Source organism: Rhizobacter sp. (assembly GCF_031412495.1).
In the GTDB taxonomy this organism is placed as follows: Bacteria; Pseudomonadota; Gammaproteobacteria; order Burkholderiales; family Burkholderiaceae_C; genus Schlegelella_A.
In genome coordinates, this window is sequence record NZ_JANODC010000205.1 from 1 (window position 1) to 14,032 (window position 14,032).

Genomic DNA, 14,032 nt, shown 5'->3' on the forward strand with positions numbered 1-14,032 from the left:
CGAGGCGCGGCGCAGCGCGGCACGGTCCGCGGCGCCGGCATCGGAGCCGCGCGCCGGCGCCGACAACCGCGTCTACGCCCAGGCCGAGCTGCCGGAGGCGATCCGCCGCGAGATCCCGAGGCTGTCGGTCGGCGGGGCGAGCTACTCCAAGGATGCGGCGAGCCGGATGCTGATCATCAACGGCCAGGTCTTCCACGAGGGCGACAAGATCGCCCCCGGGCTCGAGCTCGAGACGATCCGCCTGCGCTCGGCCGTCCTGGCGTTCAAGGGCTATCGCTACGAGCTGACCTACTGAGGCAGGCCGCGACGCCGGCGCGTCGTCGGCCGCACGCGGCATCCCGGTTGCTACCCGGCGGCATCGAACTGCCGGAGCGATCCATGGCCATGCCTTCCCCCTTCCGCCCGGGCCGATCGGTCCTCCTCGTTGCCGCAGCCGCCGCGGCGCTCGCCGGCTGCAGCCGCGAGCCCGCCAGCGCCGAGTCGGCGCGCGGCGGCAACGCCACCGTCGGCGCCGCGGCTCCCGCGGCGACGGCATCGACGCCGATGCCGGTGTCGCCGCAGGGGCTCACCAACTCGTCGACCGCGGCGCAGTCGACCGATCTCACGAACTCGGCGAGCGCCCGCGGCACCACCAGCCTGCCGCAACCGCCGAGCGCCGACAACCCGGCGTCCGGCCCGAGCGTGGGCGGGACCGGCAGCCCGAGCCCGACGCCGAACCAGGCCACGACCTCGCAGACCCTGGGCACGAACCCGGGCGCACCGGGCAGCGTGCCGACGGGCAACACGGGCACCAGCGGCAGCAACAGCGGCGGCGGCAAGCTCTAGGCGCCGCGCCGGCCCCTGGGCCCGGCCTCGGTCGAGACCAGGCCGAGGCGCTTCGTCAGGCCTTGCTGTGCTTGGCGATCAGGTCGCGCGCCGTCTGCAGCAGCTTCTTGCCGTCGAAGCCGCGCTTGGTCATGTCGGCGACCCACTCGTCGTCGATGGCCTGCGAGACCTTGATGAACTCCTGCGCCTCGGGGGAAGTGAGCGTGTAGATCGTGTTGCCCCGGTCGACCGCCGCCTTCCTGCCGAGAGGGTCGTTGCCCTGCTGCGTCTTGCCGAGCCAGGCCGAGGTGGCGAGACCGGAGTTGGCGTCGATCACCTTCTTCAGGTCGGGCGAGAGGCTCTCGTACTTGGCCTTGTTCATGGCCATCACAAAGGTCGTGGTGTAGAGCGCCGGGACGTTGGCCGGGAATTCGGTGTGGAACTTGGTGAGCTCGTGCACCTTCACCGACGGCACGACTTCCCACGGGATCACCGCCGCCTCGACCGTGCCCTTGGAGAGCGCGTCGGGGATCTGCGGCAGCGGCATGCCGACAGGGGTGGCGCCGAGCGAGGCGAGCAGCTTCGTGACCTGGCGGGTCGGGCCGCGCACCTTCATGCCCTTGAGGTCGGCCGGCGTCTTGATGAGCTTGCTCGTCGAGTGGAACATGCCCGGCCCGTGCACCTGCAAGGCGATGACCTGCGTCTCCTTGAACTCGTCGGGGGCCTGGGTCTGGATGTACTCCCAGTACGCCTTCGACGTCGCCTCGGCGTTGGTCATGATGAACGGCAGCTCGAACACCTCGACGCGCGGGAAGCGGCCGGCGGTGTTGCCGGGCAGCGTCCAGACGACGTCGACCACACCGTCGCGGGCCTGGTTGTACAGCTGCACCGGCGTACCGCCGAGCTGCATCGCCGGATAGGCCTCGAACTTGATGCGGCCGCCCGAATCCTTCTCGACCTTTTCCATCCAGGGCTTGTGCATGGACAGCCAGACGTTGCTCATCGGCGCCATGAAGGTATGGAACTTCAGCGTCACCGACTGCTGCGCGAGGCCCGACAGGGGCACGCCGAGGGCGGCAGCGGCGGCACCCTGGATGAGGGAACGGCGTTTCATGAGGTGTGATCTCCGGTGGCGAAGCCGTGAAGGTAACGGGAAAGCGGTCGAGGCGCGACGGCGTTTTTCCCTAGCGTCCGGCCACGACCGCGGTCAACCGATCGCGAGCCTCGCGACGATGGCCGGCCCGGCCCGGCCGGGCTCGTGGCGCAGCAGCAAGGCCTCGCCGGAATTGGTGAATCCGCTGGCCAGGGCGCTGATGTTCGCCTGGTGCGTCATCCAGACTTCGAAGCCGGGCTCGTTTACGGCCGCCAGGCGCTCCAGTTCGGCGCGGGCCAGGCTGGTGCTCGCCGCCTCGGCCGTCCGGTCGCGGATCACGGAGTTCAGCGCCGGCCACGCTTGCGCGGCACCGAATGCCAGGCGCGCGGTGTCCAGGCAGCGGCACCACTCGCTGGAGCGCACCGTCCGCGGCACGAGCCGGTGCTCGCGAAACCATTCCCCGATGCGCCGCGCCTGGGCCCGGCCTTCGTCGCTCAGGTTGCGCTGCGTGCTGCACGCGTCGAGGCGAAAGTCCGGCGGGTCGAACGTGCCCGGGGCCAGCGCGTGGCGCATGGCGACGACCAGACCGGCGCCGCCCCGTCGCAGCGCGTCCAGGGCAGCCGCCTGCTCCGCTGGGTGGCTTCGCGCACCGGGCGGGACCAGGACAGAGGCGGCGATGCCGCACAGGCAGAGGCGACGTTGCACGACCGTGGCCCTATCCGGTGAAGCGCACCAGCCATAGGGGAATGATCGGGAAGAACAGGAACAGCGCGGTCCGGATGACGTCGCTGACCAGGAAAGGCATCACGCCGCGGTAGGTCTCGCCCATGGGCACGCCCTTGGCCATGCCGTTGACGATGTAGACGTTCAGCCCGACCGGCGGCGCGATGAGGCCGAAGCCGACGGTCATCAGCACCATGATGCCGAACCAGATGGCCACCGACTCCTTCGGCATGCCGAAGTCGAGGCCCATGACGATGGGAAAGAAGATCGGGATCGTCAGCAGCAGCATCGACAGCTCGTCCATCACCGCGCCGAGAAGGACGTAGAACAGCAGGATCGCGACCACGACGATCAGCGGTGACAGGCCCCAACCGCCCACCAGCGCAGCGAGCTGGTTCGGGACCTGGGTCAGCGCCAGCGCCGAGTTCATGAGGTCGGCGCCCAGGAAGATGAAGAAGATCATCGCCGCGCTGACCGCCGTTCCGTAGAAGCACTCCTTGAACTTGTCGATGCTCATCTCGCCCTTGCACAGGGCGGTGAGGAAGGTGGTCGTGGCGCCGACCGCAGCACCCTCGGTCGGCGTGAACAGGCCCGCGTAGATGCCGCCGAACACGAGGCCGAAGATGAGGATGATCGGCGCCACGCCGAGCCAGGTGCGCCAAGTGAGCGCCGGCGGCGCGTCCTCGATCTCCGGCGCGTGCCCCGGGACGAGCCGCACGTAGATGGCGACTGCCACCATGTAGCCGACCATGGCGATCAGGCCCGGCACGATGGCTGCGGCGAACAGCTTGCTGATGTTCTGCTCGGTCAGGATGGCGTAGATCACGAGGACGATCGACGGCGGCAGCTGGATGCCCAGCGTGCCGCCGGCGGCCAGGGTGCCGGTCGCGAGCCGGCCCGAGTAGCCGTGCCGGCGCATTTCCGGCAGGGCCACGCTGGTGATCGTCGCGGCGGTGGCCACCGACGAGCCGCTGATGGCGCCGAAGGAGGCGCAGGCGAGCAGCGAAGCCATGGCCAGGCCGCCCTTGAATCGACCCATCACCGCGGCGGCGAACTCGAACAGCGACTTGCTGATGCCGCCCTTGGTGGCGAAGTGCCCCATCAGGATGAAGAGCGGAATGACCGACAGGTCGTAGCTGGCGAAGCGCGCGAAGGCCTGCGTGTTGAGGAAGTTGGAAAAGGGCAGCCATCCCGTCTGCACCAGATAACCCAGGGACCCGGCGCCGAACATGCTGACGGCGATCGGCACCCGGATCGCCATCATCACCAGCATCGACCCGAAGATCAGCGCCGTCAGCGCGAGCGGACTCATGCGGGCACCGGCGGGTCGCCGAAGCCGCGCACCGCCTGCGCGAGCGCGATCACGGCGGTCAGCGCCAGCGGCGGCACCATGCCGATATAGACGATCCATTCCGGGAAGCCCATGATCATCGAGCCGGCCTGCGACTTCCAGGCGTTCACGCCGCCGATGCCGGTCCGCCAGGCCATGAGCCCCATGGCCAGGGCCAGCAGCAGGGCGCCGAAGCGGTCGAGCCGGTCGCGCGTGCCTGCGCCAGCCTTGGCGGTGAAGAAGTCGACGATGATGTTGCCGCGCCGAACCTGGCACCACGGCATGAACAGGGCGATCGCGGCGCCGGCTGCCGAGCCGGCCAGCTCGAACGCGCCGACGATGCTCCAGCCGATGGTGTTGCGACCCAGCAGGCTGACGCACGTCATCAACGTGATGACTGTCAGCAGCACGCCCGCGAGGATGGCGCACGCCCTGGCCGCCTTTTCGAGCAGTCTCACGGGTTCTCCCTTGCAGGGCTCCGGCGGAGCCTCCGATTTCGTTGTCGCACCGCCCTTGCGCCCGCGAGTTTAGGGGGCACTGCCGCGGCCGGGCTCAGTACTGGGTATCGGGCAGGCCGGCGACGAAACCGTCGAGGCCTTCGCTCAGGACGATCTGGCACGACAGGCGACTCGTCGGCTGGCGGGCCGCCGCCGTCATCTCGAGCATGGCGTCCTCGTCGCTCGAGGGCGGCGGCAGGCGGGCGGCCCAGACGGGGTCGACGATCACGTGGCAGGTGGCACAGCTCAGGCAGCCGCCGCAGTCGGCCTTGATGCCGTCGAGGCCGGCGTCGGTGGCGACGCGCATCAGGCTCTGTCCGCTCTCGCCGACGAGGGCGTGGCGGGTTCCATCGGCGTCGACCAGGTGCACGGTGATCGGCATGCTCAGAAGCGGCTGAAGTATTCGCGGGCCTGCCAGGCGACCTTGTCCTCGGCCTGCTCGTAACGCTCGAGCTCCGAGCGCTTGACGCGGGTCAGCCAGCCGACAACGGTGGCACCGAAAGCGCGGCCGAGCGCCTCGTCGTCGGCCAAGGCCGAGAGGGCCTCGCCGAGGCCGGCCGGCAGCAACGCCGCGCCGCCGCTCGCATAGGGCGCGCCGGTCGCTGGCGGCGCGGTGAGGCCTCGCTCGATGCCGTCGAGGCCGGCGTGGATCTGCGCTGCCATGTAGAGATAGGGGTTGGCGCTGGGCTCGCCGAGCCGGTTCTCGATGCGCGTGCCCTCGTCGCCGCAGCCGCCGAGGACGCGCAGCATCGCGCCCCGGTTGTCGCGACCCCAGGTCACCGTCTGCGGCGCCATCGCATTGGGGCGGAAACGAGCGTAGGCGTTGACCGTCGGCGCGCAGAACACCGCCATGCCTCGGCCGTGCCCGAGCAGCCCGGCCAACCACGCGTCGCCAACGGCCGACAGCGTCGCCTGCGCATCCGCCGGGCCGCTGCCCGAGGCGGGCTGGGCGCGCTGGAAGGCGTTGCTCCCGGACTCCAGGTCGACGAGCGACTGGTGCAGGTGCCAGCCGCTGGCCATGACGTTCGGAAAGGGTGGGCGGCAGACGAAGCTCGCGTGGTAACCGGCGCGGCGCAGGGCCTGCCGGACGCCGTTGCGGAACAGCACCATCTGGTCGGCGGCGGTGAGCGCGTCGCTCGGGTCGAACACCGCCTCGACCTGGCTCGGACCGAGCTCGATCTCGAGCGAGCGCAGCGGCAGGCCGAGGTCCTGCGCCGTCTGCTGGACGATGCGCAGCGGCTCGTCGGCCATGTCGGCCCAGGCCTCGGTCAGCAGGTTGTAGCCGGGGTGGATCATCGCCACCGTCGGCGCCTCGCCCGGCCAGGCGGCCCGCGCCGGGTCGAGCGACGGGTCGCTGTCGGGCGCCGTCATGCGGTAGATGTGGAACTCGACCTCGAGGCCGCACTGCAAGCCGTAGCCGGCCTGCGCGAGCCGCCGCAGCGCCAGCTGCAGGATGCGCCGGGTGTCGATCGGCACCGGCGTGCCGTCCTCGAAGCGCGCCTCGGCGCGGAGCCATCCCGTGCGCTCGGTCCACGGCAGGACGCGAAAGCTCGCCGGGTCGGGCACCAGGAGCAGGTTGTTGGCGAAGCCGAAGCCGGGCAGCGCCTCGGCCCGGCCCGGCTCGAAGATCGGGTAGGCGGTCCGGTCAGAGGTGTCCTTGAGCAGGATCGTGCTGACCATCCCGACGCCGCTGCGCAGCGCGCCCGGCACCGCCGCGGCGACCAGGGTCTTGCCGCGCAGCACGCCGTGCAGGTCGCACCAGCCGATGCGGACCAGCTCGACCTGCTCGGCCTCGATGCGCAGGGCAACGCCTTCGCAGGCCGCTGCGCGCGACGCGCTGTCGACGTCCTGGCCGGTGACCGGCCAAGTCACCGGTGCGCCTCGGCGGCGACGCTCGCGTCGGCGTCAGCCGCCTGCGCTGCGGGCGTCGGCTCGCCCGCGCTTCCCTGCAGCCAGCCGGCAGCGGCCCGCTTCGCCGCCGCCGCGCGGGACCAGTAGCCCTCCCAGTCCTGCGCCGGGGCGATGCAGTCGATGGTGTCGGGGCCGACGAAGCACGCGCCCTCGCCGGGAGCCAGCGCCATCGGCGGCCGGGCGCCCGCCTGCACCGTCGCGATCGCCTTCAGCAGCGTGCGGCGGTTGGCCATGATCACCTTGTCGGTGCTGCCCAGGTGCTCCTTCGTGCGGTCCTGGATCTCGCCCATGCTCTCGACCGCCCACTGGTCGTGCAGGTTGATGTCCTCCTCGCCCATGCCGAGGTAGGTGCGCGAGAGCTGCTCCTCGGCATCGAAGCCCCAGTGGTTGTGCCGGCCCTGTTTCGGCGCGTACTCCGGAAGCGTGACGCAGGCCAGGCGCTGCGCGCGCATCGTCTCGCGGTCGAGCGGCTCGGCGAAGCTGGAGAAGAAGGAGTACCAGTAGGTGTGCGTGTCGTCGACCGGCACGTGCATCTGCGTGATCGTGATCGTCTCCGAGAGCGGGATCACGAAGGTCGCCGGGAACAGCGCGTGCGTGACGCGGACGTGAGTGAGCGCCTCGGTCATCGGGCGCAGCGTGGTCAGTCGCAGCAGGCCGTCGGCGACGCTGTCGAAGCGGATCTCCGGCTGGCAGAACTCGCGCATCACGCGCGTCATCGGCCAGCGCTCGCCGCCCACCTCGCCGGCGCTGGCGGCGCGGAACTGGCGCCCGTAGGCGGCGTCGAGGCTCTCGTCCTGAAGGTAGCGGTGCAGGAACGACGGATGGGCCGGGTCGATGCCGACCTCGAAGGCCTGCAGCCAGTTGCAGTTCCACAGGCCCTTGAAGGCGAAGCTGTGGCTCGGCGGCGCGACGAAGGCGTCGAAGCGCGGCAGCTCGGGCGGCGTCGCGCCGTCCGGGCCCAGCCAGGCGAAGACGACGCCGGCGAGCTCGCGGACCGGGTAGCTGCGGGCGCGGACGCGCTGGCACAGGGTGGAGCCGGCGGGCTCGGCCGGCGTCTCCAGGCACCTGCCGTCGGCGGCGAATTTCCAGCCATGGAAGGGGCAGCGCAGGCCTTCGGCCTCGAGCCGGCCGAAGGCGAGATCGGCGCCGCGGTGCGGGCAGTGCCGGTCGAGCAGGCCGAAACCGCCATCGGCGGCGCGGAAGAGGACGAGGTCCTGGCCGAGCAGCCGCACCGCCTTGACCGGCCGATGCGCCATGTGCGGGTCGAGACGCGGCTCGAACTCGTCGACCAGCGCGGCCGGCTGCCAGTAGCTGCGCATGAGGGCGCCGCAGGGTGTCCCCGGGCCGACGCGGGTGATGAGTTCGTTCTGCTCGGCTTGCATGCGACTGGCTGGAGGGATGGGTCAGTCTACAGAATCGGGCGGGCCGGGCCTGCGCGAAGACACCGTCCGCCCGGGTCGGCCGTCGATGTGTCGGAAGCGGTCGCGCCGGCCTGTCGGACGACGCCGCATCGGCGGGAAATACAGCCCCCGCGATCAAGGCCTTGTGGATGCGGCCAACGGGTTCGACCATACTGAATCGAGAGTCCGAGCGTCGACAACGGCGTCGCCGCCCGCCCTTCCAACCTCATCCGAAGAGACCTCCCATGCGATCAGTCACCCGATACCTTTCCCTCGCGACGACGCTACTCGTCGCGGCCGTGCTCGGCGCCTGCGGCGGCGGCGGTGGCGGTGACAGCGGCAGTCCCCCGCCCAGCGGTGGGACCGGCATCCTCAAGCTTGCCCTCACGGACGCGCCGGCCTGCGGCTACGACCGCGTCGACGTCACGATCGACCGGGTCCGCGTGCACCAGAGCGCATCGGCGGCCGACGCCGACGGTGGCTGGTCCGAGGTGGTGGTGAACCGCCGCGTCGACCTCCTGTCGCTGAACAACGGCGTGCTCGAAGAGCTCGGCCAGACCAGCCTGCCGGCCGGTCGCTACAACCAGCTTCGCCTCGTCCTCGCCGCCAACAGCGCAGGCAGCCCGATGGCCAACGCGGTCACCCTCACGGGCACCGGCACGCAGACGGCGCTGGCGACGCCGAGCGCGTCGCAGAGCGGACTGAAGCTGAACGTGACGATCGACGTCGTCGACAACCAGGTCTCCGACTACATCCTCGACTTCGACGCCTGCAAGTCGGTCGTCCGCGTCGGCAACACCGGCACCTACAACCTGAAGCCGGTCCTCGGCATCGTCCGCCGCGTCAACGACGCAGGCATGCGCGTCGTCGGCTTCGTCGCGGCGGCGCTGCCGGCGGCGACGACCCGCATCTCGGTGCAGTCCGGCGGCGTCGAGGTCAAGTCGACGCCCCCCGACAGCACCGGGCGCTTCACGCTCTACCCCGTCCCGGCCGGCACCTACGACCTCGTCGTCAGTGCCGTCGGCCGCGTGCCGGCGATCGTGACGGGCGTGCCCGTCAGCAACACCTCGGTCACCAGCATCAACACCGAGGCGACGCGCATCGATCCGCCGCAGCCGGGGGCGCTGCGCGCCATCGGCGGCACCGTGAACACGGGCACGACGCCGGTCGATGCCTTGATCGAGATCGTCAAGCGGTACACCGGCGGCCCGGACGTCGTCATCGCCACCGCCCCCGTCAACGGCGCCAACGGCAGCTTCCTCTACACCGTCCACAGCGGCGCGCCGGTCCGCGCGGCGTATTCGGCGACGCAGGCACCGCTGGTGTTCTCGAACGATCCGGCCGTACCGACCGGCCGGCACACGGTGCGGGCGATCGTCGGCGGCACTGTCAAGACGCTCGACGTCGACGTGACGAGCAGCGACGCGACGAACCTGAGCTTCACGTTCCCCTGACAGGACCTGCCCCGCGAAGAACGGCGCCGCTCGGCGCCGTTCTCTTTTGCGGCCGGCCCGCGGCAGCCGCGCACAATCGGCGCCATCGTCACAAGCAACGGAGACAGGCACACATGGCAGCGATCGGATTCATCGGCGCATCGGGGTTGATGGGGCACGGCATGGCGAAGAACCTGCTCGCCAAGGGCCACTCGCTCGGCCTCACCGTGCACCGCAACCGCGAACGCGTGGCCGACCTTCTCTCGGCCGGGGCGGTCGAGTGCGCGACCGCCGCGGAGCTTGCTGCGCGCAGCGAGATCGTGTTCCTTTGCGTGACCGGCTCGCCGCAGGTCGAGGCCTCCCTCGCCGGCGCCCAGGGCCTGCTCGCCGGCGCCCGCGCCGGCCTGCTGGTGGTCGACTGCTCGACCAGCGAGCCGGACTCCACGGCCCGGCTGCGCGAGGCGTGCAGCGCCGCCGGCGCGACGCTGGTCGATGCGCCGCTCGCGCGCACGCCCATCGAGGCCGAGGCGGGCAAGCTCAACGTGATGGTCGGTGCCGAGGCCGCCACCTTCGCCCGGCTCGAGCCGGTGCTGCGCGACTTCGCGGAGAACGTCTTCCACGTCGGCGGGCCCGGCGCCGGCCACATCATCAAGCTGCTCAACAATTTCATCGCCCAGGCCATCTGCACCGCCACCGCGGAAGCGTTCGCGGTAGGCCAGCGCGCGGGCATCGACCCGCAGAAGCTCGTCGACCTGGTCTCGGCAGGAGCCGTCAACTCGGGCCTGTTCCAGATGATGTCGAAGACGCTGCAGGGCGACCTGGGCGCGCTCCGCTTCGAGCTCGACAACGCGCGCAAGGACGTCCGCTACTACACGCACCTGGCCGAAGGCCTGGCCATCCCGACGGTCGTCGGCGAGGCGGTGCACCAGTCGCTGGTCCTGGCCAGCGCGCTCGGCTACGGGCGCAAATTCGTGCCGTCGCTGGTCGAGGCGCAGGAGAAGATCACCGGCGCCCGGCTGGTCGGCACCCGCAGCTAGGCGGCCGGCTCAGGTCCGGGTCGATCCCTCGGACGAGCCCTCGGTGGGCACCGGCGGATCGGGTGCCGGCCCTGCCTCGCGGGCTGGCGCGGCGGCGCCGCCGCACGTCTCCCCCGGCGTCTGCCGCTGCGGCGGTCCCCGTCGCGTGCGAAGCAGGGTCCAGCCGAGCCAGCCGACGAACAGCGCCAGGCCGGCGGCGAGGATCCAGCCGCTGTCCAGCGTGCTCACGATCGGTCGCTGACGGGGCGGCGCATGCTGGACGTGCGCGGTCGCGCCTCAGCGCACCGCGGCCTCGATGCGCTCCGGCGCCACCCCGACCTTGGCCCCAGAGGCGACGATCTCGGTCCAGGTCACCGCATCGACCGGCACGCCGTCCTGCAGGCGCCGGGCTCGCATCTCGCGCTCGGGCTCGCCCGGCGTTCTGACGCGGTCGATGCCGGCAGCCGGCGGCGACGCCGTCGACCAGGCGACGAAGCCTTCCATCTCGCGCGCCAGATTGGCCGCCGTGCCCAGCCGCTCGGGATCGACCAGGATCGAGAACATGCTGTTGAGGACGCGGCGCCGGCCGTCGGTCACCGCACGCGCGGTGTCGCCGCCGGCGAGGGCGCCGCCGAGCAGCTCGCAGATGAGGGCCAGCCCGGCGCCCTTGTGCTCGCCGAACGGCAGCAAGGCACCGACCGGCTCGATCACCGTGTAGCGCGGGTCGGTGGTCGGCTCGCCGCGGTGGTCGATGAGGGTGCCCGGTTCGACCGGCACGCCCTTGTTGTGGGCGACGCGCGTCTTGCCCTGGGCGATCTTGCTCGTCGCGAAGTCGAGGATCACAGGCTCTTGGCCGGGGCGCGGGATGCCGACGCAGAACGGGTTGGTGCCGATGCGCGCATCGCGGCCGCCGAACGGCGCGACGATGGGCCGCGACAGCACGTTGACGAAGTGGATCGAGACCAGGCCGTGCCGCACGCACTGCTCGGCCCAGTGGCCGATGCGGCCGAGGTGGTGCGAGTGCGCCAGGCCGACGACGCAGACGCCATGCCGGCGCGCCCGCTCGGCGCCGAGCTCCATCGCCTCGTGGCCGATGACCTGGCCATAGCCGTGCTGACCGTCGAGCGTCAGCAGGCTGCCGCTGTCCTGGCGCACCGTCACGTGGGCGTTCACCGACAGGCCGCCTTCGAGCACCGCGTCGACGTAGCGCGGCAGCATGCCGATGCCGTGCGAGTCGTGGCCGCGCAGGTTCGCCTCGACGAGGTTCTCGGCGACCTGGTTCGCTTCCGCGTCGCCCGAGCCGGCTGCGGCGACGACCTCGCGAACCGCAGCGACGAGGGCCTCGGCCCGGAAGGTGTGGGTGTCGATCATGGAGTCATCCCTGGTTGGCCACGCAGAGCGTATCAAGGATGGATCGTCGGTCGCGAACGACGTGCGGCGGGCACAGGGGTTGCCCCCTCGGGACACCATGCGCACGCCCCTCGTCATCGCCGTCCTTGCCTGCGCGCTGTCGGCTTTCGACGCAGCGGCATCGATGCCTACAGGCGGCCCGACGCTGATCGTGCAGCAGCGCACCGCCGACGGCCGCATCCTCTTCACCGACCGGCCGCTGCCGGGCGCGACGACCGAGCGCAGCTGGACGGTGCACGGCGCGCCGCCGGCGATCCCGGCCGACCGCAGCGACAGCGTCGAGGCCTTCTACGGCGTGCCGCGGCACATCGACGCACGGTGGCGGCCGATTGCCGAAGACCCCGAGCGGGATCGCGTCGTCCGGATGACGCTGGAACGCGAACGTCTCCTGCGGCGCCCGGGACATCGTTGACCTCAGAGGATCAGCAGGGCCCGGAAATCGTTGACGTTGGTGAACGTCGGCCCGGTGACGAGCAGGTCGCCGAGCGGCTCGAAAAACGAGAAGGCGTCGTTGCCGTCGAGGTGGGCCGCGGCGCCGAGGCCGATCGCGGCGGCACGGGCCAGCGTGTCGGGCGTGACGAAGGCGCCGGCGTTGGCCTCGCTGCCATCGATGCCGTCGGTGTCGGCGGCGAGGACGTGAACCTCGGCCGCGCCCCGCAGTGCGATCGCGCAGCCGAGCGCGAACTCGCCGGCCCGGCCGCCGCGGCCGCCCTGGGCGCGCACGGTGACCGTCGTCTCGCCGCCCGAGAGCAGCACGCACGGTGCAGTGAACGGCTGCCCGCGCCGGGCGACCTGCCGGGCGATGGCCGCATGCACCTTGCCGACCTCGCGCGACTCTCCCTCGAGCTCGTCGCCGAGGATGTGGGCGTCGATCGACGCCGAGCGCGCCAGCGCCGCGGCGGCCTCGAGCGACTGCTGCGGGGTAGCGACGAGATGCACGACATGGCCGGCGAAGACCGGGTCGTCGGGCTTCGGGGTCTCCAGGTCGCCGCGCTCGAGACCTTCACGCACAGGCGGCGGCACGGCGATGGCGTAGCGGTCGAGGACGGCCAGCGCGTCGGCGCAGGTCGTCGGGTCGGGGACGGTCGGGCCGCTGCCGATCACCGCCGGTGCGTCGCCCGGCACGTCGCTCACGAGCAGGGTGACGACGCGGGCCGGCGAGCAGGCTCGCGCCAGCCGGCCGCCCTTGATCGCCGAGAGGTGCTTGCGGACGCAGTTCATCTCGTCGATGGCCGCGCCGCTGCGCAGCAGCGCCGTGTTGACGGCCTGCTTGTCGGCGAGGCCGAGGCCCTGGGCGGGCAGGGTCAGCAGCGCCGAGGCGCCGCCAGAGATCAGGCAGAGGACGAGGTCGTCGGCGCCGGCGCCGCCGGCCAGCTCGAGGATGCGCGCCGCGGCAGCGCGGCCGGCGGCGTCCGGCACCGGATGCGCCGCCTCGACGACCTCGATGCGCGCCTGGCCGAGCGCGTGCCTGGCGGCGTAGGCGGGCGGGACGGCGCCGTAGCGCGTCACGACCAGGCCGCTCAGCGGCGCACCCGCCGGCCACGCGGTGTCGACCGCCGCGGCCATCGCCCCCGCGGCCTTGCCGGCGCCGAGGACCAGCGTCCGGCCCTTCGGCGGCGGCGGCAAGAAACGGGCAAGCGATTCGCCGGGCACGGCCTGGCGCACGGCCGCATCGAACAGGGCGCGCAGGAAGCCGCGCGGGTCGCGACGCGGATCGGGAAGCGAAGGCTCGGTCATGGTCACGGCAGACGGCGGATTGTCGACCAGCCTGTCGCAGAGCCCGCCACCGCGCCGGGGCCGCAGGCCAGCGGCTATGCTCGGCGGCACTGCCCGTACCCCTGCCCGACGCGCTGCCGCTGCCATGCTCATCAACTTCTTCTTCACCCTGCGCGCGGCCAAGCTCAAGGTCTCGGTCACCGAGTACCTGAGCCTGCTGCAGGCGATCGAGGCCGGCGTGATCGACGATGCCGAGGAAGGCCCGACGGTCGACCGCTTCTACTACCTGGCGCGCGCCTCGCTCGTCAAGGACGAGGCCCAGTTCGACAAGTTCGACCGCGCCTTCGCCGCCTACTTCAAGGGCGTCGAGCTGCTCACCGACTTCACCCAGGACATCCCGCTCGACTGGCTGCAGAAGAAGTTCGAGCTCGAGCTCAGCGCCGAGGAGAAGGCGAAGATCGAGAAGATGGGCTGGGACGAGCTCATGGAGACGCTGAAGAAGCGCTTCGAGGAGCAGAAGAAGCGCCACGAAGGCGGCAGCAAGATGATCGGCACCGGCGGTACCTCGCCCTTCGGCGCCTACGGCTACAACCCGCAAGGCATCCGCATCGGCCAGGACAAGGGCCGCAACAAGAGCGCGGTCAAGGTCTGGGACCAGCGCCAGTTCAAGGACTACGACGACAGCCTCGAGCTCGGCAC

Annotated in this window: 15 protein-coding genes and 1 pseudogene; 6 read left to right on the forward strand and 10 right to left on the reverse strand. The window is 71.4% G+C overall.

The window, feature by feature from the left end; all coding sequences use genetic code 11:
- Positions 1 to 295 (forward strand): general secretion pathway protein GspB (locus tag AC30N0_RS07655; RefSeq protein WP_489517333.1); only part of this gene is annotated, 295 nt, incomplete at its 5' end.
- 83 nt (positions 296 to 378) lie between these two features.
- Positions 379 to 825, forward strand: a complete 447-nt coding sequence (locus AC30N0_RS07660) for a hypothetical protein (protein ID WP_489517334.1) — start codon at positions 379 to 381, stop codon at positions 823 to 825.
- Positions 826 to 880: 55 nt separating this feature from the next.
- On the opposite strand, the gene AC30N0_RS07665 is transcribed toward AC30N0_RS07660, so the two are convergent.
- From AC30N0_RS07665 to AC30N0_RS07695, 7 genes are all read right to left on the reverse strand, one after another.
- Positions 881 to 1,918, reverse strand: coding sequence for a TRAP transporter substrate-binding protein (locus AC30N0_RS07665; protein ID WP_489517335.1), 1,038 nt, complete (start codon positions 1,916 to 1,918; stop codon positions 881 to 883).
- A gap of 93 nt (positions 1,919 to 2,011) precedes the next feature.
- Positions 2,012 to 2,602, reverse strand: coding sequence for a histidine phosphatase family protein (locus tag AC30N0_RS07670; protein ID WP_489517336.1), 591 nt, complete (start codon positions 2,600 to 2,602; stop codon positions 2,012 to 2,014).
- A 10-nt stretch (positions 2,603 to 2,612) separates the two neighbouring features.
- Positions 2,613 to 3,932 (reverse strand): TRAP transporter large permease, encoded by a 1,320-nt coding sequence (locus AC30N0_RS07675; RefSeq protein WP_489517337.1) that lies wholly within the window; start codon positions 3,930 to 3,932, stop codon positions 2,613 to 2,615.
- Positions 3,929 to 4,408, reverse strand: coding sequence for a TRAP transporter small permease (locus AC30N0_RS07680; RefSeq protein WP_489517338.1), 480 nt, complete (start codon positions 4,406 to 4,408; stop codon positions 3,929 to 3,931). The genes AC30N0_RS07675 and AC30N0_RS07680 overlap by 4 nt, the downstream gene beginning before the upstream one ends.
- Positions 4,409 to 4,502: 94 nt before the next feature.
- Entirely contained in the window at positions 4,503 to 4,829 is a 327-nt protein-coding gene (locus AC30N0_RS07685) for a 2Fe-2S iron-sulfur cluster-binding protein (protein ID WP_489517339.1), read from the reverse strand.
- Positions 4,830 to 4,831: 2 nt separating this feature from the next.
- Entirely contained in the window at positions 4,832 to 6,319 is a 1,488-nt protein-coding gene (locus AC30N0_RS07690; protein WP_489517340.1) for a glutamine synthetase family protein, read from the reverse strand.
- Entirely contained in the window at positions 6,316 to 7,740 is a 1,425-nt protein-coding gene (locus tag AC30N0_RS07695; RefSeq protein ID WP_489517341.1) for a Rieske 2Fe-2S domain-containing protein, read from the reverse strand. The genes AC30N0_RS07690 and AC30N0_RS07695 overlap by 4 nt, the downstream gene beginning before the upstream one ends.
- A gap of 263 nt (positions 7,741 to 8,003) precedes the next feature.
- On the opposite strand from AC30N0_RS07695, the gene AC30N0_RS07700 reads away from it, so the two are divergent.
- Complete coding sequence (locus AC30N0_RS07700) at positions 8,004 to 9,212, forward strand: DUF4382 domain-containing protein (protein ID WP_489517342.1); 1,209 nt, start codon at positions 8,004 to 8,006, stop codon at positions 9,210 to 9,212.
- Positions 9,213 to 9,325: 113 nt separating this feature from the next.
- Entirely contained in the window at positions 9,326 to 10,228 is a 903-nt protein-coding gene (locus tag AC30N0_RS07705; protein WP_489517343.1) for an NAD(P)-dependent oxidoreductase, read from the forward strand.
- Positions 10,229 to 10,237: 9 nt separating this feature from the next.
- On the opposite strand, the gene AC30N0_RS07710 is transcribed toward AC30N0_RS07705, so the two are convergent.
- Together AC30N0_RS07710 and AC30N0_RS07715 are read right to left on the reverse strand one after the other, a co-directional pair.
- Complete coding sequence (locus AC30N0_RS07710) at positions 10,238 to 10,456, reverse strand: hypothetical protein (RefSeq protein WP_489517344.1); 219 nt, start codon at positions 10,454 to 10,456, stop codon at positions 10,238 to 10,240.
- Between the two features lie 48 nt (positions 10,457 to 10,504).
- Entirely contained in the window at positions 10,505 to 11,578 is a 1,074-nt protein-coding gene (locus AC30N0_RS07715) for a malate/lactate/ureidoglycolate dehydrogenase (protein ID WP_489517345.1), read from the reverse strand.
- Here AC30N0_RS07715 and AC30N0_RS07720 point away from each other — a divergent pair.
- Positions 11,568 to 12,029, forward strand: a complete 462-nt coding sequence (locus tag AC30N0_RS07720; protein WP_489517346.1) for a hypothetical protein — start codon at positions 11,568 to 11,570, stop codon at positions 12,027 to 12,029. The genes AC30N0_RS07715 and AC30N0_RS07720 overlap by 11 nt on opposite strands.
- 2 nt (positions 12,030 to 12,031) lie before the next feature.
- On the opposite strand, the gene AC30N0_RS07725 is transcribed toward AC30N0_RS07720, so the two are convergent.
- Positions 12,032 to 13,354, reverse strand: a complete 1,323-nt coding sequence (locus tag AC30N0_RS07725) for a glycerate kinase type-2 family protein (RefSeq protein ID WP_489517347.1) — start codon at positions 13,352 to 13,354, stop codon at positions 12,032 to 12,034.
- A 124-nt stretch (positions 13,355 to 13,478) separates the two neighbouring features.
- Here AC30N0_RS07725 and AC30N0_RS07730 point away from each other — a divergent pair.
- Positions 13,479 to 14,032, forward strand: a pseudogene (locus AC30N0_RS07730) (hypothetical protein); the annotation flags it as partial.